General features: G+C 56.7%; 17 protein-coding genes and 1 pseudogene. 9 read left to right on the forward strand and 9 right to left on the reverse strand.

Annotated elements, in window-relative coordinates; all coding sequences use genetic code 11:
- Positions 1-194: 194 nt before the first annotated feature.
- A complete protein-coding gene (locus Q3H59_RS03155; RefSeq protein WP_137386539.1) occupies positions 195-1,106 on the forward strand; it encodes an AraC family transcriptional regulator in 912 nt (303 codons plus the stop codon).
- Here Q3H59_RS03155 and Q3H59_RS03160 read toward each other — a convergent pair whose 3' ends face one another.
- Positions 1,107-1,769: a DedA family protein gene (locus Q3H59_RS03160; protein WP_101761796.1), complete on the reverse strand. Its 663-nt coding sequence runs from the start codon at positions 1,767-1,769 to the stop codon at positions 1,107-1,109.
- Between the two features lie 98 nt (positions 1,770-1,867).
- Entirely contained in the window at positions 1,868-3,058 is a 1,191-nt protein-coding gene (metC, locus tag Q3H59_RS03165) for a cystathionine beta-lyase (protein WP_309833135.1), read from the reverse strand.
- A 260-nt stretch (positions 3,059-3,318) separates the two neighbouring features.
- Here metC and exbB point away from each other — a divergent pair, with 260 nt between their 5' ends.
- From exbB to Q3H59_RS03180, 3 genes are all read left to right on the forward strand, one after another.
- Entirely contained in the window at positions 3,319-4,047 is a 729-nt protein-coding gene (gene exbB, locus Q3H59_RS03170; protein ID WP_192236537.1) for a tol-pal system-associated acyl-CoA thioesterase, read from the forward strand.
- A 5-nt stretch (positions 4,048-4,052) separates the two neighbouring features.
- Positions 4,053-4,475, forward strand: coding sequence for a TonB system transport protein ExbD (gene exbD, locus Q3H59_RS03175; protein ID WP_008103349.1), 423 nt, complete (start codon positions 4,053-4,055; stop codon positions 4,473-4,475).
- A 181-nt stretch (positions 4,476-4,656) separates the two neighbouring features.
- Positions 4,657-6,003, forward strand: coding sequence for an MFS transporter (locus Q3H59_RS03180; RefSeq protein ID WP_110867293.1), 1,347 nt, complete (start codon positions 4,657-4,659; stop codon positions 6,001-6,003).
- Positions 6,004-6,068: 65 nt separating this feature from the next.
- Here Q3H59_RS03180 and Q3H59_RS03185 read toward each other — a convergent pair whose 3' ends face one another.
- The 5 genes from Q3H59_RS03185 to Q3H59_RS03205 are packed head-to-tail and all read right to left on the reverse strand — an operon-like array spanning position 6,069 to position 11,291.
- Positions 6,069-7,034 carry a spore coat U domain-containing protein gene (locus Q3H59_RS03185; protein WP_309833138.1) on the reverse strand — a complete coding sequence of 322 codons (966 nt, stop codon included), beginning with the start codon at positions 7,032-7,034 and terminating at the stop codon, positions 6,069-6,071.
- Entirely contained in the window at positions 7,031-9,466 is a 2,436-nt protein-coding gene (locus Q3H59_RS03190) for a fimbria/pilus outer membrane usher protein (RefSeq protein ID WP_309833140.1), read from the reverse strand. The genes Q3H59_RS03185 and Q3H59_RS03190 overlap by 4 nt, the downstream gene beginning before the upstream one ends.
- Positions 9,466-10,164 (reverse strand): molecular chaperone, encoded by a 699-nt coding sequence (locus tag Q3H59_RS03195; RefSeq protein ID WP_309836616.1) that lies wholly within the window; start codon positions 10,162-10,164, stop codon positions 9,466-9,468. Before Q3H59_RS03195 ends, Q3H59_RS03190 begins: the two co-directional genes overlap by 1 nt.
- Before the next feature lie 24 nt (positions 10,165-10,188).
- Positions 10,189-10,695 carry a spore coat U domain-containing protein gene (locus Q3H59_RS03200; RefSeq protein ID WP_240632893.1) on the reverse strand — a complete coding sequence of 169 codons (507 nt, stop codon included), beginning with the start codon at positions 10,693-10,695 and terminating at the stop codon, positions 10,189-10,191.
- A gap of 26 nt (positions 10,696-10,721) precedes the next feature.
- Entirely contained in the window at positions 10,722-11,291 is a 570-nt protein-coding gene (locus tag Q3H59_RS03205; protein WP_101761803.1) for a spore coat protein U domain-containing protein, read from the reverse strand.
- Positions 11,292-11,839: 548 nt separating this feature from the next.
- Between Q3H59_RS03205 and Q3H59_RS03210 the strand changes: the two genes are divergently transcribed.
- The 3 genes from Q3H59_RS03210 (at position 11,840) to Q3H59_RS03220 (ending at position 17,685) form a co-directional block, all read left to right on the forward strand.
- Positions 11,840-13,942 carry a bifunctional diguanylate cyclase/phosphodiesterase gene (locus tag Q3H59_RS03210; protein ID WP_192412113.1) on the forward strand — a complete coding sequence of 701 codons (2,103 nt, stop codon included), beginning with the start codon at positions 11,840-11,842 and terminating at the stop codon, positions 13,940-13,942.
- Between the two features lie 158 nt (positions 13,943-14,100).
- A complete protein-coding gene (locus Q3H59_RS03215; RefSeq protein WP_192412112.1) occupies positions 14,101-16,191 on the forward strand; it encodes a bifunctional diguanylate cyclase/phosphodiesterase in 2,091 nt (696 codons plus the stop codon).
- 81 nt (positions 16,192-16,272) lie between these two features.
- Positions 16,273-17,685 carry a PLP-dependent aminotransferase family protein gene (locus Q3H59_RS03220; RefSeq protein ID WP_309836618.1) on the forward strand — a complete coding sequence of 471 codons (1,413 nt, stop codon included), beginning with the start codon at positions 16,273-16,275 and terminating at the stop codon, positions 17,683-17,685.
- Here Q3H59_RS03220 and Q3H59_RS03225 read toward each other — a convergent pair.
- Both Q3H59_RS03225 and Q3H59_RS03230 read right to left on the reverse strand, forming a co-directional pair.
- A complete protein-coding gene (locus Q3H59_RS03225; RefSeq protein WP_101761807.1) occupies positions 17,682-18,164 on the reverse strand; it encodes a YlaC family protein in 483 nt (160 codons plus the stop codon). The two genes, Q3H59_RS03220 and Q3H59_RS03225, sit on opposite strands and share 4 nt — an antisense overlap.
- A gap of 224 nt (positions 18,165-18,388) precedes the next feature.
- Positions 18,389-20,101 (reverse strand): annotated as a pseudogene (locus Q3H59_RS03230) (flagellar biosynthesis protein FlhA); the annotation flags it as partial.
- Between Q3H59_RS03230 and Q3H59_RS03235 the strand changes: the two are divergent.
- Together Q3H59_RS03235 and Q3H59_RS03240 are read left to right on the forward strand one after the other, a co-directional pair.
- A complete protein-coding gene (locus tag Q3H59_RS03235; protein ID WP_309833148.1) occupies positions 20,079-20,879 on the forward strand; it encodes an OmpA family protein in 801 nt (266 codons plus the stop codon). The pseudogene Q3H59_RS03230 and the gene Q3H59_RS03235 overlap by 23 nt on opposite strands.
- 279 nt (positions 20,880-21,158) lie before the next feature.
- A complete protein-coding gene (locus tag Q3H59_RS03240; RefSeq protein ID WP_110867284.1) occupies positions 21,159-21,773 on the forward strand; it encodes a cupin domain-containing protein in 615 nt (204 codons plus the stop codon).
- The last annotated feature ends 74 nt before the right edge of the window (positions 21,774-21,847 follow it).

The following is a 21,847-nucleotide window of genomic DNA, read 5'->3' on the forward strand; positions in this document are numbered from 1 at the left end:
ATCTGTTGCAGGGACTTACCGTAGAAAAGATGTGCTTAAGTCTAGTCAACAAACCTCACCTCAGGATCATTGTGGCAAGCGGGCGGCACTTTTGCCTGATAGATTTCTGCAAGAATCTTGCCTGATTCTCCAGAATAGTGGAGCTTTGTACAGCCTTACGGCAAACTGACTTTTTTGCTGCCTGAGAGAGATGCATGCCAAACGACGCCCTTTGCCGCCAGCTAGCGCAGCGCGTGGTTGCGCTGATGAATGACCTGCATAAGCCGCTGTGCGCGGTAGAAAATGTCAAATTGATCTATGCCTGCGAAACCTTGCCGCGAACGCCGATGATGTATCAACCCGGCATCGTGATTCTGTTTCAGGGGCGTAAAACCGGCTATCTCGGCAGCACCGTTTTCCACTACGACGCCACCAAATATCTGATGCTCACCGTACCGCTGCCAGTGGAGTGCGAAACCGAAGCCACGCTGGCGGAGCCGCTGGCCGGCATGTGTTTGAGCGTGGATGTCGCCAGCCTGCAGGATTTGCTGATGGATATCGGCGATGACGAGCAGTTCCAGCCGCAGGCACAAACCTCCGGCATCCATTCGGCGTTCATGAGCGAAGAGATGCTGTGTGCGGCCGAACGCTTGCTGGATGTGATGAATAACCCGCGCGACGCCCGCGTGCTGGGGCCGCAGCTGGTGCGCGAGATCATCTATTACGTGCTAACCGGACCGATTGGCGGCGCGTTGCTGTCGCTGGTCAATCGTCAGACGCAGTTCAGCCAGATTGCGCGCGCGCTGCGTCGCATCGAAAACCACTTCGCGGAGAGTTTGAGCGTCGACATGCTGGCCGCTGAAGTGAACATGAGCGTTTCGGCGTTTCATCATAACTTCAAAGCGGTGACGCAAACCTCGCCGCTGCAATACCTTAAGCGCTATCGCCTGCATCAGGCGCGCCTGATGATGCTGCAGGATGGCATGAAAGCCAGCGCGGCGGCGGTGCGCGTCGGTTATGAAAGTCCATCGCAGTTTTCGCGTGAGTTTAAGCGCTATTTCGGCGTGACGCCGGGAGAAGAGGCGAGCCGCGTGCGTCAAACCTTACCGTTTGACGCCGCGTCGTAATCAGGAGAGTTTCTGGCGGCGTTTTTTCCAGATCACCACAATGCTGCCTGCCAGGCCGATAAACAGCAGCGCGATCGGCAGAATCATCAGGATCGCCATCACCTGATCTTCATGGCGCTTGATAAAGGGCACATGGCTGATGCCGTAGCCCAGCGTCACCACAATCCCAACCCACAACAAGCCGCTCAGCCAGTTAAACAGCTGGAATCGGCCATTGTTTAAGCCGGAAATCCCGGCCATGGTCGGCAGTAAGGTGCGCACAAAGGCCAGGAAGCGGCCAACCAGCAGCGCCATCAAACCGTGGCGGTTAAACATATTCCACGCGCGCTGATGATATTGCGCGGGCAGATGCAGCAACCAGCTTTTCACCAGTTTGGTGTTGCCGAGCCAGCGTCCTTGCAGATAGCTGAGCCAGCAGCCAAGGCTGGCCGCCGTGGTCAGAATCACAATGGTCGGCACGAAGTCCATCACACCTTTGGCGACCATCGCGCCCGCCAGTAACAGCAGGCTATCGCCCGGCAGGAATGACGCGGGCAGCAAACCGTTTTCCAGAAACAGCGTTAAAAACATCACGCCGTAGACAATCCAAACCACATCCGGATTGCCGAGCGCGGCAAAATCCTGATGCCAAAGCGCCTGGACAATCTCATGTAAAACACCCATCAGCTATTCCATCGAGTCACAAGGAGTCTAATTTTAACCTTCTGTGGCATCGCATACGTTGATCTCTCATCGCCGCCACAGCGTGGTTTATCTTCTGTTTAACTTCTTAAACGTGCAAAACCGGCTTTAAGGTCAGCCAGCAAGTCATCGACATGTTCGAGGCCGATATGCAGACGCACCAGCGTGCCGTCAAAATCCACGCCGCCCGCCGGACGAATCGCCGCCAGCTCTTCAGGCTGGTTCGCCAAAATCAGGGATTCATAGCCGCCCCACGAATACGCCATGCTGAAATGGTGGAAGTGATCGAGGTAATTTGCCAGCTGCTCACGGCTCAGTTTTTCATGCAGGATGAACGAGAACAAACCGCTGCTGCCGCTGAAATCGCGCTGCCAGAATGCGTGGCCTTTACACTGCGCCAGCGCCGGATGATTAACGCGCGCCACTTCCGGCTGCGTGGCCAGCCATTCCGCCACCTGCAATCCGCTCTCTTCGTGCTGACGCAGACGTGTGCCCAGCGTACGAATGCCGCGGCTCGCCATATAAGCGGTATCGGCATCGACCATTTGGCCCATCAGATAGGAGTTCTCGCGCAGCTGCGGCCAGCAACGCTCATTTGCTACCGCCGTGCCAATCATCGCGTCGCTGTGACCAATGATGTATTTGGTGCCGGCCTGAATCGAAATATCGATGCCATGCTCCAGCGCGTTAAACAACACGCCCGCCGCCCAGGTGTTATCGATCATGATGATCGCCTCCGGCGCTTTGGCGCGCACGGCGGCAACAATCGCGGGAATATCCTGCACTTCCATGGTGATCGACGCCGGTGATTCCAGGAACACCACGCGCGTATTCGGCTGCACCAGTTCGCCAATTTCGCTGCCGATGCAGTGATCGAAATAGGTGGTGGTGACGTTCAGCTTACTGAGAATTTTCGAGCAGAAATCCTGTGTCGGTTCATAGACCGCGCCGCTCACCAGAATATGGTCGCCGGCTTCGACAAAGGACAAAATGGCATTAGAGACCGCCGCCGCGCCGCACGGATAGAGCGCGCAACCTGCGCCGCCTTCCAGCTCGGTCATGGCGTCTTGCAGCGAGAAATGGGTGAGGGTGCCGCGACGACCATAAAACAGCTCGCCTGACGCGCGGCCAGCGGTAGCACGTTTCTTGTCGGCGACCGTGTCAAAAACCAGGGATGAAGCGCGTTGAATTACGCTGTTAACTGAGCCTTGCGTGTAACGTTTACTGCGTCCCGCGCTGACAAGCGTGGTGTCTATTTTTTTCGTTGCCATCACTGCCTTTCCTGACATTTCCCACAAAACATTCACGTTACCACGAATCAGTGTAGCGGGTTGAGCCTGATTGCGGATTATCAGAGTGAGGCCAGAATAGCGCATAACATCCGCTAACTTGTGGAAATGGCGGGCATCTTTGCTTTGTAAATAGTAATGAGAACCACTATCACTTCGGTGGTGTTTTTTGCTATGATCCGCGCTTCAATCGTGAACTGTGCAACAGAAGTTGGAGATGCAGCGTGGTAGCCAGTGATTTGATGCAAACGGATCTTTCCGTTTGGGGCATGTATCAGCATGCCGATATCGTGGTAAAGATTGTGATGATTGGCCTGTTACTGGCTTCGGTTGTCACCTGGGCAATTTTCTTCGGTAAGTTTGCTGAGCTGAGCGGGGCAAAACGTCGCCTGAAACGCGAGCAGCAAGCGCTGGGCGAAGCCCGCTCATTAAACGATGCTTACCGTGCTGCTGAAAACTTCAAAAGTAACAGCCACAGCGCTGTGCTGCTTAACGACGCGCAGAATGAGCTGGAGCTCTCCGCTGGTACTGAAGATCTGGATGGCATCAAAGAGCGCACCAGCTTCCGTCTCGAACGCCGCGTGGCTGCATTTAGCCGTCATGCCGGTCGCGGTAATGGATTCCTCGCCACCATCGGTTCCGTTGCGCCGTTTATCGGTCTGTTCGGTACCGTTTGGGGCATCATGAACAGCTTCATCGGCATAGCGAAAACGCAAACCACTAACCTCGCAGTCGTCGCGCCGGGCATCGCCGAAGCGCTGCTGGCTACCGCGATTGGTTTGGTGGCGGCAATCCCCGCCGTGGTTATCTACAACGTCTTCGCGCGTATGATTGCCAGCTACAAAGCGTCGCTGGGCGATGTCGCCGCGCAGGTGATGTTGCTGCAGAGCCGCGATCTGGATCTCGGCAACGTTGATACCGCGAAAGAAGCCAACCGTCCAGCGGCGGCACAGAAACTGCGCGTAGGATAAGTATTATGGCGATGCGTTTAAACGATGACTCCGTCGGCGATGGCGAAATGCACGAAATCAACGTGACGCCGTTTATCGACGTCATGTTAGTTCTGCTGATCATCTTTATGGTCGCCGCGCCATTAGCTACCGTCGATGTGCGCGTTAACCTGCCAGCATCGACCAGCGCGCCGCAGCCGCGTCCGGAAAAACCGGTTTATCTCTCCATCAAGGAAGATAAGCAGATCTTCATCGGAAACGATGCGGTCACCAAAGAGACGCTGGTGAATGCGCTGACGGCACAAACCGAAGGCAAGAAAGACACCACCATCTTCTTCCAGGCGGATAAATCGGTGGATTACGCCACCCTAATGGAAGTGATGGATCAGCTGCGTGAAGCCGGTTATCTGAAGATTGGTTTGATGGGCATGGAAACGGTGAAGAAGTAACGTCACTCCACTTAGCCTTGCCGTAAAGGTCGCTCCCGTAGCGGCCTTTTTTAATGCCTGCACGCAATTTGTTAATTTATTGTTACTATTGGTCGTATTTTTGTAAACTGCAATGGTGAAGAAGATCACGTTTATTCCTGGCCCGGCACGCTACAACGGAAGAAAAACCAGGAAGGACAATATGAGCGCGAGTCACTCTTTACAAAAATCGCCGCAAAGCGGTGCCAAAACCATCTTTAGCGTTACCAGCGGTAACTTCCTTGAGATGTACGATTTCATGGTGTTTGGCTATTACGCCACGGCGATCGCCAAAACCTTTTTTCCCGGCGATGATCCCTTTGCCTCTCTCATGCTGACGCTGATGACCTTCGGTGCAGGCTTCCTGATGCGCCCGCTCGGCGCGATTATTCTTGGTGCTTACATCGACCATCATGGCCGTCGTAAAGGCTTGCTGTTAACGCTCGGCTTGATGGCGATTGGGACCTTAACCATCGCGCTGGTGCCCGGATACGCCACGCTCGGTGCCGCCGCACCGATCCTGATTTTGCTCGGTCGTTTATTACAGGGCTTCTCGGCGGGCGTTGAGCTGGGCGGCGTATCGGTGTATCTGGCGGAAGTGGCGCCGAAAGGGCGCAAAGGCTTCTATGTCAGCTGGCAATCGGGCAGCCAGCAGGTTGCGGTGATCTTCGCCGCGCTGCTCGGTTTGGGCCTGAACCATCTGCTGGCGAAAGACGCCGTCACCGAATGGGGCTGGCGTATTCCGTTTGTGGTGGGATGTATGATCGTGCCGTTCCTGTTCTATATCCGCCGCATGCTGGAAGAGACCGAAGCCTTCAGCCAGCGTAAACATCATCCCTCAATGCGTCAGATTATGCGTTCGGTCGGGCAGAACTGGGCGCTGGTGCTGGCAGGGATGTTGATGGTGGTTACCACCACCGTGATGTTCTACATGATCACCGCCTTTACCCCGACGTTCGGCAAAACCGTGCTGATGATGAGTGACAAACAGAGCTTCCTGGTGACGCTGTTTGTCGGCATCTCCAACCTGTTTTGGCTGCCGGTGATGGGTTCGCTGTCGGATCGCATCGGTCGTCGTCCGCTGCTGATTGTCTGCACCCTCTTGATGATTTTAACTACCTGGCCGGTGCTGCATTGGCTGGTGGGAGCGCCGACCTTCTCCCATCTGGTTGAGGCCGAGCTGTGGCTGTCGTTCCTTTATGCCAGTTATAACGGCGCGATGGTGGTGTATCTGGCTGAGATCATGCCGGCAGAAGTGCGCGCTTCGGGTTTCTCACTGGCCTACAGCCTGGCAACCGCGCTGTTTGGCGGCTTTACGCCAGCGGTGTCGAGCTATCTGATTCATGCGACAGGCGATAAAGCGATGCCGGGCGTGTGGCTCTCTTTTGCGGCGGTGTGCGGATTGGTCGGCACGCTGCTGATTGGCCGCATGGTGAAGCAGTATCAAGCGCAACATCGTTCCCCTCACCCTAACCCTCTCCCGCAAGCGGGAGAGGGAATGTTTAGGTAACGGCGCGATCAGCCCCTTCTCCCGCCGGCGGGAAAAGGCTGGGATGAGGGACAGCGCGCACCCCGCTAAAACGACACATCCACCACCACGCTATCGGTATAATTCCCCGCCGCGGGCGTATTCTGCGTGGTCAAAATCTGCGCCGTATAGGTAAAGTTGCGCGTCACGGTATCCGCATTCAACGATGTCGAGGTGGTGCTGCTCCAGCGATCGGTGCCGGTCGGTCCCCAGCGCGATGTGGTGGTGGTGCCTTTGTAGATGTCATACGCCAGCCGGTTAGTTCCGCTCGCCATCTGCCGCGTGGTGCCGCTGTAGTAACTGCCGTTGCTCAAGCCGACGGTATAAGTGCTGCCCTTCGAACACACCACGTTAATCGTCTGCTGCACCGTTGAGAAACTGCCCACCAAAGGCGCGCTGCCAAAACTGACGTTGGGCGCAGTGATGGTGGTGCAATCGTTGGTCACCACCAGATTCACGGTAATCGGCATCGCCGTACCCGTGCTGCTCTGTACCGTTCCCACACACAATCCTCCCACGTTTAACCCGGCGCACACCGTATAACTCACGGTAATGGTAATGGTGGTGGTATAGGTGCCGGCGGCGATCACCTGGCCGGGTACGGTGCGGAAGTAGAGCGGAATATTGAAGTTAAGGGTGTTTCCCAACGCCAGCAGCGAGGCGGAACTCCAGCGATAGCTGCCGCCCTGCTGTAATTCGGTGGCGCAGGCGCTGTCGATACACAGCTGAATCGGAATGTTATCGGTGCCGCCGCTGGCGGTTTTCAACACGGCGCGCGTGCCGCTGAGGTTTGAGGCGGTGGTAAAAGCGTAGGTAATGTTATCGGAGCCCAGCAGCGAAAGCGTACCCGAACCGCAGTTGACGTTAGTGGTGCTTGAGGTGTTATTCACCGTTGAAGCGACGGAAAACGTGGTAACCGATCCGAACGTGGCGGCGGGGGCCGATAAGCTACACAACGCATAGCTGGTTCCCGGCATTAAAAACAGCGCCAGCAGGAGCAGAAGCTTTCTCATGGTGAAATCCCTGACGGTGAATTATCCGCGCTGCTCACCGCTGAGCCTTGCGACGGCGGTGGCAGCGGGCAGGTAAGCGGTCCGTAAGTTTCCAGCGCTTTTGGCTGGCCGTCGGCGATAGCCAGTTGCGTATCGCAGCTGCGTCCATCCGGCGTCACCACATGAATCGGGTTATTAGCACCGAGATCTTCCATCCACACAATGCCGTCCCAGCCGACATATTCGGTGGCCTGATTCGGACGTAACACCTGGCTGGAAATCGGCAGCGGCTGATGATGACTGTCATGCAGTACCACGCTGGCGGCGCGCAGACGCTCCACCGGGAAATTGAGCAGGTAGCCACTTTTGCGCTTCACCGCAAAGCGTTGTTCAACCTTCGGCGCGGTGCGATCGGCGGGCAGGTCCAGCGTATCGATGTCGTATTTGGCGCCGTAATAGCTGCTGATCGATGGCACCAGCAGATAGCCTTGTTTATCGGTGCGGCCCATTGTCTGGTTCTCATAACGCACCGTGACATCCGGATAATCGGTTTTCACTACCACGAAGGCATCGTTAATGTCGTTGGCAGCGAACACGCGGTTATCCATCAATACCACCGAGCCGGTAAAATCGGCCCATTGCGTGGTGTTGTCGTTATCGCCGTAGAAACCGGCTGAGGTATCAATTTTGTTATTGCGATAACGCAGACTGGCCTGACGATAATCGCCGCTGTCGCTGGCCTGATTAGCCCAGGCCGCATCCCAGGAGAAGCCACCGTCGGTTGGCATCGCGCGCGACACATACAGACGCTGGCTGTTATTGCCCTCCTGATCGCGTTCCGTACTTACCGAGGCGCTGCTCTGTTCGCCGAACGGGATGATCAGCGAAATGGCGCCGCTCCAGTTGCCCTGATCCTGATCGCGGCTGGCGGAGATATACAGGCTGCTGTTGCCCCACAGATTTTTACTCCACGACAGATTCAGTAAACGCGTGCGGTCACCGTTGCCGCCGGAGATATCAAAATAAGCCAGGCCAAGGCTGCCGTAGTCACTCAGCGACACGCTGGCGGTGTATTGCGCGCTGCGTCGCGCCAGCGAGTAACTGGTGTTGGCGCTGTCACCACGGCTGCCGATCAACGCGAGATTCCCGAAATCGACGCTACGAATGATGTGCTGGGTTCCCAGGCTGAACCAACTATTGTTGTACTGATAGCCCCAGCTGTATTGCGTGCCGGGATTACCGTCCATCTGGCTCTGCGCCAGCGCGCCATTCACCACGCCAAAGCTGCCGAGCTTCACTAAGCCACCCGCCCCGCCCATCGCCACGCTGTCGCTGCCTTCCGCATGGCTCTCCAGCGTCAGCCAGTCGTTCAGCCCGTAGCGATAGGAGCCGCTGGCCGCCGCTGCGCCATAATCAAAATTGTTGATGCCGTAGTTTTCACGAATGGCACCGGCGGAGAATGAATAATCGGATAACCCGGTTTTCAGCAAGCTGCTGGAGACGTAAAACGGCAGTGTGGTGGTGACTTGTCGGCCCACCGCATCGGTGGTGGTGATCACTGCATCGCCGGCGCCGTTAACGAAAGGGACATTGGTGAGCGACCACGGGCCCGGTTGCACGTCGGCCTGTGTGCTGCGATAGCCATTGATAAACAGATCGACCGAAGAGGGCACCGCCGCCTGGCCGGAAAAGGCGGGCAGCGGATAGGTCACCAGATCCGGCCGTACGCTGAAGTCGCGGCCAATCTGCACGCCACCCAGCCGCACGCTGTTGCTCCAGCTCAGCGCATCAGTAACCAAATCCCCGGCGCGCCAACTGATCGCTGCGTTCTCGTTTTCATTACTGAACCACGTATCGTAGCGGATATAGCCTTCCTGCTGACCGGCAACGCCACCTTCCAGTTGCTGCACGTAAACGCCGTTGGTAGAAAACTGGCCAGCCGGGCCAAACAAGCGCAGTTCGTTCCAGCTGGAGAGGCGCGAACCGGCGTTATCGGTACGGGTGGCGTAAAAGTCATAGTTGAGCAGCGCGCCATTGCTGGCGCGACCGGGAAAGCGCGGTGCATGCTGTAACTGGCCAATGGTTTGACCCGGCAGCCAGGCGGGTGGCACCGTCAATAACAGGCGCTGGCGTCGTTCGTCATACTCCACTTTCGCTCCGCTGAGTTGATTGACATCGATCTGCTGGCCTTGCAGTTTCTCGGCCGGAATACCGGCGCGTTGCAAATCGCCGCGTCGCAACCAGAAATCACCATTCTTACGTTCAACCGGCACGATGTCGCCACGTTCGCTCTGATTCACCACCAGTTCCAGCATGTATTGCTGACCGCTGGCGTTATTCTCCAGCGCAGGCGGCGGTGGCAGTTCGGAGAAGGTCTCCGCGCTGCTACTCATCGGACTGATACAAAGCACGCTGGCGACGGCCAGCGCGCAGGGATGCGGCGTAAACTTCATCAACGCGCGGCCGCGCTGCTCCAGTGACCTTTATTCATTTCGGCCGACAGCTCACCGCTCACGCTGCGGGTTAACGGCCAGCGATGGCTGCTGTTGGCCAGCACATAGCCAAACAAGCCGTTGCCCATTTTGCGTCCGCCTATGGTGACGTTACTTAAGCGCGCGTGGCCATTACCGCGATTAGTCAGCTCCAGCCAGCGTTTGCCGCCGCTGTTCACTTCCTGCCAGCTCAGCTGCGGTTTTGCCGTGTCGCGCGTCACGCCGCTGCCGTAGATGAACAGCGGCACCGAATAGCGCATCTGGAAAGTGAGTCCGGCCTGATTTTCGCCTGGCGTACGCGGCGTAGGGATCTCATCCAGCACCACGCGAAAGGCCACTTCACGTCCGGCTTCAGGTGGCGTTTGCTTAATTAAACGCACCAGCTGCTTCTGTCCTGGCTCGAGGCGCACCATCGGCGGGCTCGCCACCACTTGCTGCTGGGTTTGATACTGCTCCTGGCCGTTAACCTGCTGCCAGCTGAAGATGCGCACCTGCATCATGGTGGTGGCATTGCCGTGATTCTCCAGCCACAGCTCGCTGGCTTTATCTTCCGGATCAATCGCCGGATCGATCGGCCACACCATCAGCGAATTGGCGGCATGCACCGCAGGCGTTAGGGCCACAAATAACAACAGGATCAGGGCGCGCAGGTTAATCATCATTCCTCCTTTTAAGTGACGCCATCACCAACTCAGCGTGACGGTTAAAGTGTCGGTATAGGTCCCGGCGCGCGTGGGGCCGGGCAGCGTTAATAAGCCGTAAATCGGCAACGTGATGTTGTTGGCATTGCTGTAGCTCAGCGCCATTGGGCTATTCACCGGAATAGCCGTGGTGTGTGCCGCATTGGTATACAGGCTGTACGCCACGGTATTGGTGTTACTGGTGTGTTTGAGATTGCGCGTGGAGGTGTAATGACTGCCGCCGTTGATGCTCATACTCACGGCGGTGCCTGGCGTGCAGGCGAGCGTGATGGTGGTGCTTTGTACATAGCTGGCGCTGACGCTGCTCGCGGCCACGCCAGATTGGGTACCAAAATTAAGCGTGCCAAATACCCCGGTATTGGTTCCGGAGACAACACAGCCTGCCACTACTGATGCTGAAACCTGAAACGTTGCGGTCGGCAACCCCCAGGCGGAGACGCTCCCTATCAGCAGGGCAAGGCCGCCTGCACTGTGCACCCACCGTTGCACCACGGCCTCCCTGATTATCCTTTCCCTCAGTAATTCACCGCCACGTTGATGGTGTCGGTGTAGGTCCCTGCCGGAATCAAGGGGTTAAACCCGCCGCCCACAACCTGACCATAAATGGCGTAGTTGGTCCCGAGTGTAGGATCGGTGGTACCACTGGCAGCGATATTGGTGTTGTTGGCGATGGCGGTAGTGAATGCGGCGTCGCTATACAGCGTATAGGCAATGCCTTGCGTATTGTTGGAGCCGAGGATCAGGTAGCGTGGCTGGCCACTCACCGTACCGTAAACGGTCGCCGGTGCAGCGTTGCTGCTGGTGACCTGCACGTTGAAAGTTTGTCCGGTGGTGCAGCGAACAAAGATGCCGTTACCTGCTGCGCCAACCAGGGTGGCATTGAGCGTATCAAAAGTGGCTGCGCTGCTACCAAAGTTCAGGGTACCGAAGTTCACTCCCGCCGTGGCCGATTGACCGTTCACCAAACAACCGGTGGTCAGCGTCAACGTCGCATTGATGGTTCCCGTTGTGGTGGCGGCAAAAACAGCATGAGGTGCCAGTGCGGCGCTTAGGCTAGACGCCACAAGAAAAAGCTTGAGTTTCATAATCATTCCTTACTGATTATCCAAGGTCAGTGCTTTTTCACCTGGTCATACATTTATGGAAATACATCCGAAATCAAACAAGAGCCGCAATGGACTCGACAGCGTAAGCGCCTGCCGCCTAAGAAAATTCCTGGATGGCGGATTAATGATTTATATCAGTTTTCTTTACTATAGATCAGCAAATTGGCCCCTGTATGCAGATGGTTCAATTTTTCCCTAATCAATTCACACTTTTCGCCGATAACTCAGTAATCACAAGGGGTAGCGAGCGGTTAAAAAAACTAAATAGACGATGATTTCACCCTCTACCGCGCGCTTCGGTTCAATGTTATGTTCGTGCATTAATCAGATATTATTAATTTTTCGCTTAACGACTGACGATGAAAATAAAAAAAATCCGCACGACAACTCCAGATTTTTCTGGACCAGTTCTGTATTGAACTGCGCCGCAGGGGGACATTAATCGCCCTTGATCGGCGCTTTATCATTCTTGTTTTGTTTTGACGACACCGCACCCGCTCCGCAGCGGGTAGAGTTTAGGAGCGCACATGCTGCTGGTTACCTGGGATAGCGTTCTGGTTACCGTTTCACTGATCGTGGCCTTCATTGCCGCGTTCACCGCCTTAGATACCGCCGGGCGCGTGGCCGTTTCACGCGGTTATCTGGCAACACTGTGGTTGATCGGCGGGGGCACCGCGATGGGCATCGGCGTGTGGGCAATGCACTTTATTGGCATGCTGGCGATGATGATGCCAATGACCATGCGCTACAACGTCGAGCTGACCGCCATCTCATTGCTGGTGGCGATTATCAGCGCCATCTTCGCCTTTGCGCAGGGCGTGCAGGGCAGTCATCTCACCCGACGCCGCTTAATTCGCGGCACCTTAATCATGGGAAGCGGCATCATTGTCATGCACTACCTCGGCATGAACGCGCTGATGATTGCCACCCCGATTTACTGGAATCTGCCGCTGGTGACGCTCTCGGTGCTGATTGCCTACGCAGCATCAGGTGCGGCGTTGTGGCTGGCGTTTCATCTGCGCCAGGGCGAAAGCCTGCTGCTGCTGCGTGCCTGCGCGGCACTGGTGATGGGCATTGCGATTGCCGGCATGCATTACACCGGCATGGCGGCAGCAGAATTCGTTATGCCGGTGAGCATGCAACATCACGGCGCCAGCGAAGAGGGAATGGCGGTGTGGGTCACGATTATCACGCTGAGCATTCTGGGGCTGATGTTGCTGATATCGATGCTGGATGCGCAACTGCGTGCCGCGCGTCTCGCTGCCAAACTCAAGCGCGCCAACAGCGAGCTGCGCCAGCTGGCGATGCATGACAACCTCACCGCGCTGCCAAATCGCGTGATGCTGGAGCAGCAACTCACCACGGCGATCAAGCAGGCGACGCTGCAGGATGAAAACTTCGCGCTGATGTTCATGGATCTCGATGGTTTCAAAGCCATTAACGACACATGGGGCCATCACGTTGGCGACCGCTTGCTGATCGCGGTAGCCGATCGTTTGCGCGATGAACTGAGTGAGGAGATTCTTTTGGCGCGTCTGGGCGGCGATGAATTCGTCATACTGTGCCCGCAATTTCATCTGCATCAGGCCACCAAACTGGCGCAGCGTTTGGTTCAAATCATTGATGCGCCTTTCGAACTTGATCGCTATTCGCTGCGCGTCTCGCTCAGCGTCGGTATCGTTATCTTCCCGCTGCATGGTCGCAGCCAGCAGGAGCTGATGTTCAACGCCGACTCCGCCATGTATCACACCAAACACAGCGGGCGTAACGGCTGGTGCCTGTTTGAACCGGCGATGAGCGCGGTGGCGCAGCATCAGTTGGCGCTGGCTAACGATCTGTGGAACGCGCTGGAGTATCAGGAGATGCGCCTGTTCTATCAGCCAAAATTCCGCGCGGGTGGCACCGTATTGATGGGCTTCGAGGCGCTGCTGCGCTGGCAGCATCCGCGTCGCGGCCTGCTGATGCCCGATATGTTCCTGGCGCGCGCCGAGAAAACCGGGCAAATTGTCGCGCTGGGTAACTGGGTGATCAATGAAGCCTGCCGCCAGCTGAAGCAGTGGCACGATGAAGGTAACGGCGACTGGACGGTATCGGTCAATCTCTCGGCGCTGCAGTTCCAGCAGCGTGATTTAATTGAGAGCGTGCGCCAGGCATTGCAGCGCCATCAAATCCCTGACGGGGCGTTGATGCTGGAAATTACCGAGAACATTGCGATGCGCGATCCGCAGTTCAGCCAGCAGCGCATTGCCGAACTGCATTGTCTTGGGGTGAAAGTGGCGATTGATAACTTCGGCATCGGCTACGCCAACTTGCTGCACTTGAAACACCTTGAAGCTAGCGAGTTGAAAATCGACCGCGCCTTTATCAACAGTTTGCGCGCCGGCAGCGAAGACGCCACGGTGGTCACTGCGATGTTGACGCTGGCACAAACGCTTAACCTGCGCATGGTGGCGGAAGGGGTCGAAACCGAGGAGCAGCAGCGTTTGCTCACCGGGTTAGGCTTCGACACGCTGCAAGGTTATCTGCTCGGCAAGCCCACGCCAGCCGATCGCATCGGTGAATTTACCGCTGCGCTTGCGGTGCCGCTGGCCTTTAGCGATAACGTGGTGCCGCTGGCGGGCGCGCAATAAACAATTTTTAGTTTCTTCCCCATCGGAAGGTTTCATCGTTCAAAAACTCATATCGGCAGTTACGCTGCCGATAATTCCTACAATAAAACCAATAGACCGCACTTTTTTAACAACAACACCACAGCTGACTTACACCGGCTTTTACTTGGGAAATCACTATGTTAGTGACTTCGTACGATTCGTTTACCGTCATCGTCTCGATTCTGGTAGCGATGCTGGCCTCGTTTACTGCGCTTGATATGGCAGGGCGCGTGGCTTCCTCAACTGGCAAGGTGGCGCTGGTTTGGTTATTCGGCGGTGGATTCGCTATGGGCGTGGGCATCTGGGCGATGCACTTCATTGGCATGCTGTCGATGAGCCTCGATATGGTCATGAGCTATGATCCCACGCTGACCGTCACCTCCATGGTGGTGGCGGTATTAGCCTCGGTTTTTGCGCTGTGGCTGGTGTGCTCAACGCCCACTTTGCCGTGGCTGCGACTGTGTGGAGGCGCTGTGGTGCTGGGTTCCGGCGTGGTCGCCATGCACTACACCGGCATGGCGGCGCTGATGTTTACGCCCGGCATCACCTGGAATTGGGGTTGGGTGGCGGCATCGGTGGCGATTGCGCTGGTGGCCTCAGGCGCCGCGCTCTGGCTGGCGTTTAACCTGCGCGAAGGTCACGGCCGCGTCACCGCGCTGCGTTTAGGCGCATCGGTGGTGATGGGCTGTGCGATTGCCGGCATGCACTACACCGGCATGGCGGCGGCCAATTTCCCGATGCACAGCCATGCGACGCACATGGGCGTAAACAGCAACTGGCTGGCGGTGGTGGTGACGGTGGTGACGCTAGCGATCCTCGGCATTACTTTGCTGGTCTCAATGCTCGATGCACGTCTGCAAGCGCGCACCTCGATCCTCGCCCACTCGCTGGCGGAAGCCAACCGTGAGCTGGCACAGCTGGCGCTACACGATAACCTGACGCGTCTGCCCAACCGTATTTTGTTGGAAGATCGTCTGGAGCAAGCCCTCAATAAAGCCAACCGTGAGAAAACGCAGTTTGCGCTGATGTTTATGGATCTGGATGGCTTCAAAGCGGTAAATGACGCTTTTGGCCATCACGTGGGCGACAACCTGCTGATTGGCGTGACCGAGCGCATGACCGAACAGATGAAAGGGCACTACACGCTGGCGCGCATGGGCGGCGACGAGTTTGTGCTGCTGCTGGAAATTGATGAACCCAATGATGCCGCAGCGGTTGCTGATACGCTGGTGAAAGCGGTGGATCGCCCATTCGATATCTCGCGCTATGAGCTGGTGGTGTCGCTGAGTATTGGAATTGCGGTTTACCCCGGTGACGGCAAAGATGATCGCGAGCTGATGTTCAACGCCGATGCCGCCATGTATCACACCAAGAACAACGGCCGCAACGGTTACACCTTCTTCCAGCCGTCAATGAACACGCTGGCGCAGTCGCAATTGCAGCTGAACAACGATCTGTGGCAAGCGCTGGATAACGAAGAGTTACGCCTGTTCTATCAGCCAAAATACTGCGCGCCGAGCGGCCCGATCCTTGGCTTTGAAGCGCTGCTGCGCTGGCAGCATCCTTCACGCGGTCTGCTGGCGCCGGACGCCTTTCTGCCGATGGCGGAAAAGACCGGCATGATCATTAACATCGGCAACTGGGTGATCAACGAAGCCTGTCGCCAGCTGCGTGCCTGGCATCTGCAGGGTCATCCGCACTGGTCGGTGGCGGTCAATTTGTCGGCTGTACAATTTGAGCAAAGCAATCTGGTGGAAACCGTTACCGAGGCGCTGACGCAGCACCAGATTCCGGCTGAACTTTTGACGCTGGAAGTGACCGAAACCACGGCGATGCGCGATCCGGAAGAGAGCGTGCGTATCCTCACCGAACTCACCAATATGGGCGTAAAAGCCTCGATTGATGATTTCGGCACCGGTTACTCCAGCTTGTTGTATCTCAAGCGGTTACCGGCCAGCGAGCTGAAAATCGATCGCGCTTTTGTTAATGAACTGCAGGCGCATTCGGAAGATGCCACCATCGTCTCCGCCATTGTCGCGCTGGCGCAGTCGTTGCATCTGAAAGTGGTCGCCGAAGGGGTAGAAACCCAGGATCAACAGGCGTTCCTCACTGGTTTAGGCTGCGATACCTTGCAGGGCTATTTGCTGGGCAAACCGGTGCCGCCGGAACGCATTGGCGAGCTGCCGAATTTTTATCAAGAAGAGTTAGCGCTGGAGCAGGTGCCTTAACGCCTTCATTCCCTCTCCCGCTTGCGGGAGAGGGTTAGGGTGAGGGAAACTAGCCGCCAAATCCTCTACATCGGAGTTCGGGTGGCGAAATATCAGCAGTTGGTCGAGCAGCTTCGCACGCAAATCGAGGCGCGCATCTGGCCGCCGGGCGAAAAACTGCCGTCGCTACGTCAGCAGGCGGAGCAGAGCGGGTTGAGCCTGATGACGGTGATGCACGCCTATGAAGTGCTGGAGAGTCAGGGCTGGATCGTCTCAAAGCCGCAATCCGGCTATTACGTGGCCCCGCGCGCCGCCGAAAGCCGTCCGCGACTGCCCACGCATGAGATCGGCAAAACCGATCAGGCGGATACCAATAGCTTCGTGTTCGACGTGCTGCAAGCCACGCGCAATCCCGCCATCATGCCGTTTGGCTCAGCCTTTCCCGATCCCGAACTCTTCCCGCAGCGCCAGCTGATGCGCTCGCTGGTAAAAGTCTCACACAACTTAAAGCCCACCGATGCGCTCAACAATCTGCCGCCAGGCAATGAAGCGTTGCGCAAAATTCTCGCCCAGCGCTACGCACAGCAGGGCATCACGCTGTCGCCGGATGACATCGTCATCACCAATGGCGCAATGGAGGCGCTCAACCTCAGCCTGCAAGCCGTCACCGAACCCGGTGATTGGGTGATCCTCGAAAACCCATCGTTTTATGGTGCGCTCCAGGCGATTGAACGCCTGAAGCTGAACGCGATTGCCATCGCCAGCGATGTCGAACACGGTATGGATTTGCAGGAGCTGGAGCAGGCCTTGCAGCGCTGGCCGGTGAAAGCCTGCTGGCTGATGACCAACCGGCAAAATCCGCTCGGCTTCACCCTGAGCGCCGAGCGCAAGCAGCAGTTGGTGGAACTGCTGGCGCGCTACAACGTGGCGATGATTGAAGACGATGTGTACGGCGATCTGTATGAAGGCCATGACAAACCGCTGCCGGCTAAAGCTTTTGATCTCGATGGCAACGTGCTGCACTGCGGAAGTTTCTCGAAGAATCTGGTGGCGGGATTTCGTGTCGGTTGGGTGGCTGCCGGACGTCATGCGCAGCGCGTGCAGCGTATTCAGTTGATGAGCACGCTCTCGACCAGCGCACCGATGCAGCTGGCACTGGCCGATTTCCTCAGCACGCGCAGCTACGACACGCATTTAAAGAAGCTAAGGCAGACGCTGGCTAAACGTAAGCTTTTGGCGCAACAGGCGCTGCGCCGGGTATTACCTGCTGAGGCCAGCATCAGCGATACGCCGGGCGGTTATTTTCTCTGGGTTGCGCTGCCGGCGCAGATCAATACCACTGAGCTGTATCATTTGGCCTTGCAGCAGGGTATCAGCATCGCGCCCGGCCAGCTGTTTTCCAGTAGCGAGGGCTTCAGCCACTGTTTCCGCTTCAACACCGCCTGGCCGTGGGATGCACGCGCCGAGGCGGCGGTAGAGACGTTGGGAAAACTGATTGGCACGCTAAACGGTTAAACCTGGGCCGCCTGCTGGTGGCCCCAGGTGAGATAGTAAACGTCGTAGAAATCCACTTCACCTTTCTGCTTCATCAGGCGATCAATGCCGCTGCGTACGCGCTCCGGCGTGTGGGGGTTATCGAGAATCTTATCCAGCGCTTGTTGAGAAACCGGCTGCACGTAATACCATTCGCCGTTGTAACAAACGCGCAAATCCAGCGTGTCGATATCTTCGAAGCGATATTTCGGGTTGATATCCATCAGCATCAGCACGCTCATCACCACCACAAACACCGTGGCAAACCAGAACGCTGGCCAGCCGAGCATGTCGGTTGAAAAGATCAGCGCCACGCACAGCGCGTAGCACAGATACATAATGGCCCAGAGCCCCGGATGGGTTTTGAGGAAGGAAAAGCTAAAGCGCGGCAAATTATCACGCTGTCCTTCGCGGTTCAGCGTGGCGATTTCGTCGAGCAGGATTTGTTTGATCGCGTCCATTGTTCACCTCTAATTATCACTGCCTGCCAGTAAAGCACATAACAGTGAAGCGAATTAGAGACAGATTCGCTGTGTTTTTTTATAACAGTTGCGAGGGGCCGGTGTTTCCCTCACCCTAACCCTCTCCCGCAAGCGGGCGAGGGAACCGATTGAGCCCGTTCTAACTACCCTTTCTACTTGTGGGAAAGGGCCGGGGTGAGGGCATCAAGCCGCAGAGTAATAAATCAAGAAACCTGACCCACAATCTGCAAATTCGCATCATCGGGCACTTCGTTGTACGACAACACATTCAACCCATTGGCAAACAGACGGGCGTAGCGCGCAATCAGCGGGCGCAATTGCGGTGTTACCAGCAGCACCTGCGTCAGGTTCTGCGCTTTCAACTGCTCCACCATCACCGGCAGCGTGCTCTGCAGCTGCGTCAGGATATTCGGATCAACCGGGAAGCTATCCAGCGCCACTTTACCGGCTTGCTGTGCCTGATTCAGCGCCGCCAGCAGCAGATTCTCCAGGCTGTTTTCCAGCGTATAAGCCGACAGCGGTTTGTTGTCCGGCGCAATCGCCGCCACCATGGCGCGACGCAGGGCATAGCGTACATCGGAAGTCAGCAGGATCGGATCTTTGGTGATCGCCGCGCTCTCCAGCAACGTCGTCGCGATGGTGGTGATGTCTTTCAGCGACACCTGATCGTTCAGCAGCAGACGATACACTTTCAGCTGCAAGCTGAAGTTCACCGCCGCATTCACATCTTCCGACAGCTTAGGCGCCACATTCGCCAGACGCTGATGCAGCTGGGTAATGTCATCGTAGTTAAACAGCTCCGGCAGATTCTCGCGCACCACTTTATTCACATGGGTGGCCACCACGCTGGCGCAATCCACCACCTGATAACCCAGGTTCAGCGCTTTGGCTTTCTGCTCGGGCAGAATCCACGTCACCGCCATGCCGTAGGCCGGATCGGTATCCAATACGCCATCGATTTCGCCGTACTGTTCCGGCGTCGGGATCGCCATCAGACGATCGGCGTGCACTTCGCCGACGGCGGTGCGCACGCCATTGATCTTGATCGCGTACTGCGCCGGCTTGAGGTGGAAATCTTCGCGCAGCGCAATCTCCGGCAGCAGTACGCCGCTGGTTTCCGACACCACTTGCCGCACGCCACGCATACGCAGCGTCAGCGGTGCACCTTTGCCTTTATCCACCAGCGTCACCAGCTTGTAGCCAAGATTCAGCCCGATCGGCTCAACCATCGGGATAGTGTCCCAACCGATGGCGGGCTGATCGTCCGGCTGCGTCAGCGCCTGGTTGATCGCTTCCATAGCGTGATGATCTTGCGTCGGCGCTTTGATTTTCTGGCTTTGACGCCACGCAGCGAACAGCAGCAGGCCGGTAAATACCAGGAACACCAGATGCGGCATGCCCGGTACCACCGCCAGCACAAACATCACGGCCGCAGCGGTATACAGCGTACCTGGCTTAGCCAGCAGTTGAGACTTGATGTCATCGCCCATGTCCGCACCATCGCTGATGCGCGTCACGATAATCGCCGCCGCCGTTGAGAGCAGCAGTGAAGGAATTTGTCCGACTAAGCCATCACCGATGGTCAGCAGGACATATTGTTCGAACGCTTGTCCTGCCGGTAAACCGTACTTGAACACGCCAATCAAGATTCCGCCAACCACGTTAATCAGCAGGATCATGATGCCGGCGATGGCGTCGCCGCGTACGAATTTGGACGCGCCATCCATTGCACCGTAGAAGTCGGCTTCGTTTGCCACATCCTGGCGACGCGTGCGCGCCTGTTCCTGATTGATTAACCCGGCATTGAGATCGGCATCGATCGCCATCTGTTTGCCTGGCAACGCATCAAGCGTAAAGCGCGCCGAGACTTCAGATATACGTTCGGCACCTTTGGTGACCACCACAAAGTTGATCATGGGCGCGGTGAGTGAAGAGGAGCGTAAAGAGATCGTCGCGCAATTGAACGGCACGTCGGTTTTTGATGGCACCAATTTCAATCCTTTTGACGTTGAGAACTCCGGCGGATCGGCGATTATCGGCGAAACCATGGCAATTTCCCCGCCGACGCAAACAGCGACTGTCAGCCCAGGTAAGGCTGACATCAGTTTGAACGCCGGCAGCAAGCCACAGGAAGATTTAGACAGCGTGCTGTCACGCTCGGATGCGGAGTTGGTGTTGTTACACAACCAGCTGCAACGGATGATCAACAGCTATAACGCGCAAAATTACCTGATGCTGGAAACCTTGCCACAAGGGCTGCGCATTCTGATTCAGGACGATCAGGATCGCATGATGTTCCCACGCGGTAGCGCGGTACTAACGCCATTCTTCCAGAAACTGCTTACCGAGCTCGGCCCGGTGTTTAACCGCATCGACAACAAAATCATGATCAGCGGCCACACCGATGCCGCGCAGTACAGCGGCAACGCCGCCTACAACAACTGGAATCTGTCTGGCGATCGTGCGCTGGCGGCACGCCGCGCGCTGGAGCGTGGCGGGCTGGAGAGTGCGCGCGTATTGCAGGTTAATGCCATGGCGTCACGCATGCCGCGCGATCTTGACGATCCCATGAGTGCGCGTAATCGCCGCATCGAAATTCTGGTGTTAACCGATGCCGCTGCAGAAACCCTGTTCCAGTTTTATGGCCGCGAAGGGGAGAACGTTGTGAAACCTATCGCTGAGCGCCTGCGATAACCTGTCAGTGCCTTTGAATCGCTTTTTTTGATTCGGCCGGTGGCGAAATCCACCGGTTTTTTTTGCATTAAATTCATGCCGCTTTGCGGCCAGGTGCGCATAAATGCGCGCCAGTTATGGCGACCCTCATTCACCCGCACGAGATGTTAATTATGTTGCTAATAAATTTGGCTTTAGTTAGCTAAATCATTCTTTTTTGTGAATTTTGTTGGTGGGCGCACATTGCAATGCCACTTTGGTAAGCCACAATTAAGCATTGTGATTAACCGGAGAAAGAGTATGACTGCCAACCACTCCAGCCTGCTGTTACTGATGTCTTTCGCCGCCGGCACCTTTTCCGCTGGATCCTCCAGCAATCCGCAACATCTGATGTTGTCGCTGCCGTCGGGTGGCGTGCCCAACAGCCCGCTGCCGCTGATCATCTGGCCCGGCATTGTGCCGTATGACGATGAAAACCCTACGGAAGACAGCGCCGCCTGGTTTGAAAAAACCTTTACCCGCAACGGCTGGCCCGCCGCATGGCGTGCGCCGATCTTCCCTTATACGCATTACCATCCGAACACCCATGAAGTGCTGGGTGTTGCGGCTGGCTGGGCGGAAGTGCTGTTCGGCGGCGACAGCGGTCGCATGGTGACGCTGCGTGAAGGCGATGCGGTACTGATCCCGGCGGGTGTCGGCCACAAACAGGTATTTGCCTCAGAGGATTTTTTCACCGTTGGCGCCTATCCTGAAGGCATGTCCCCGGAAACCGTGCGTGATGAGCCGTCGCGTTTACGTACGTCGAAGGAGAAGATCCAGCAGGTGCCGCTGCCATCCCGCGATCCTTTTACCGGTGGCGAAGGCGCGATGACGGAGATCTGGCTGCCAATCGCGCAGCAGCTAATGCACCAGTAAAGTGCAAAACAGCCATTTCCGTTGACGCGGCGCGTGTGCCTGCCGGGGCAAGCCTCTGGCACAGTTTGTGCAGG

Source organism: Pantoea sp. SORGH_AS_0659 (genome assembly GCF_031453915.1).
Classification (GTDB): Bacteria; Pseudomonadota; Gammaproteobacteria; order Enterobacterales; family Enterobacteriaceae; genus Pantoea; species Pantoea leporis.

What these genes read in the sequence shown, in the direction of transcription:
- metC (WP_309833135.1), bottom strand. Translation starts at nt 3,058, where the DNA reads ATGGCAACGAAAAAAATAGACACCACGCTTGTCAGCGCGGGACGCAGT.
- Q3H59_RS03180 (WP_110867293.1), top strand. Translation starts at nt 4,657, where the DNA reads ATGAGCGCGAGTCACTCTTTACAAAAATCGCCGCAAAGCGGTGCCAAA.
- exbD (WP_008103349.1), top strand. Translation starts at nt 4,053, where the DNA reads ATGGCGATGCGTTTAAACGATGACTCCGTCGGCGATGGCGAAATGCAC.
- Q3H59_RS03210 (WP_192412113.1), top strand. Translation starts at nt 11,840, where the DNA reads ATGCTGCTGGTTACCTGGGATAGCGTTCTGGTTACCGTTTCACTGATC.
- Q3H59_RS03185 (WP_309833138.1), bottom strand. Translation starts at nt 7,034, where the DNA reads ATGAGAAAGCTTCTGCTCCTGCTGGCGCTGTTTTTAATGCCGGGAACC.
- Q3H59_RS03195 (WP_309836616.1), bottom strand. Translation starts at nt 10,164, where the DNA reads ATGATTAACCTGCGCGCCCTGATCCTGTTGTTATTTGTGGCCCTAACG.
- Q3H59_RS03205 (WP_101761803.1), bottom strand. Translation starts at nt 11,291, where the DNA reads ATGAAACTCAAGCTTTTTCTTGTGGCGTCTAGCCTAAGCGCCGCACTG.
- exbB (WP_192236537.1), top strand. Translation starts at nt 3,319, where the DNA reads ATGCAAACGGATCTTTCCGTTTGGGGCATGTATCAGCATGCCGATATC.
- Q3H59_RS03155 (WP_137386539.1), top strand. Translation starts at nt 195, where the DNA reads ATGCCAAACGACGCCCTTTGCCGCCAGCTAGCGCAGCGCGTGGTTGCG.
- Q3H59_RS03240 (WP_110867284.1), top strand. Translation starts at nt 21,159, where the DNA reads ATGACTGCCAACCACTCCAGCCTGCTGTTACTGATGTCTTTCGCCGCC.
- Q3H59_RS03225 (WP_101761807.1), bottom strand. Translation starts at nt 18,164, where the DNA reads ATGGACGCGATCAAACAAATCCTGCTCGACGAAATCGCCACGCTGAAC.
- Q3H59_RS03215 (WP_192412112.1), top strand. Translation starts at nt 14,101, where the DNA reads ATGTTAGTGACTTCGTACGATTCGTTTACCGTCATCGTCTCGATTCTG.
- Q3H59_RS03190 (WP_309833140.1), bottom strand. Translation starts at nt 9,466, where the DNA reads ATGAAGTTTACGCCGCATCCCTGCGCGCTGGCCGTCGCCAGCGTGCTT.
- Q3H59_RS03160 (WP_101761796.1), bottom strand. Translation starts at nt 1,769, where the DNA reads ATGGGTGTTTTACATGAGATTGTCCAGGCGCTTTGGCATCAGGATTTT.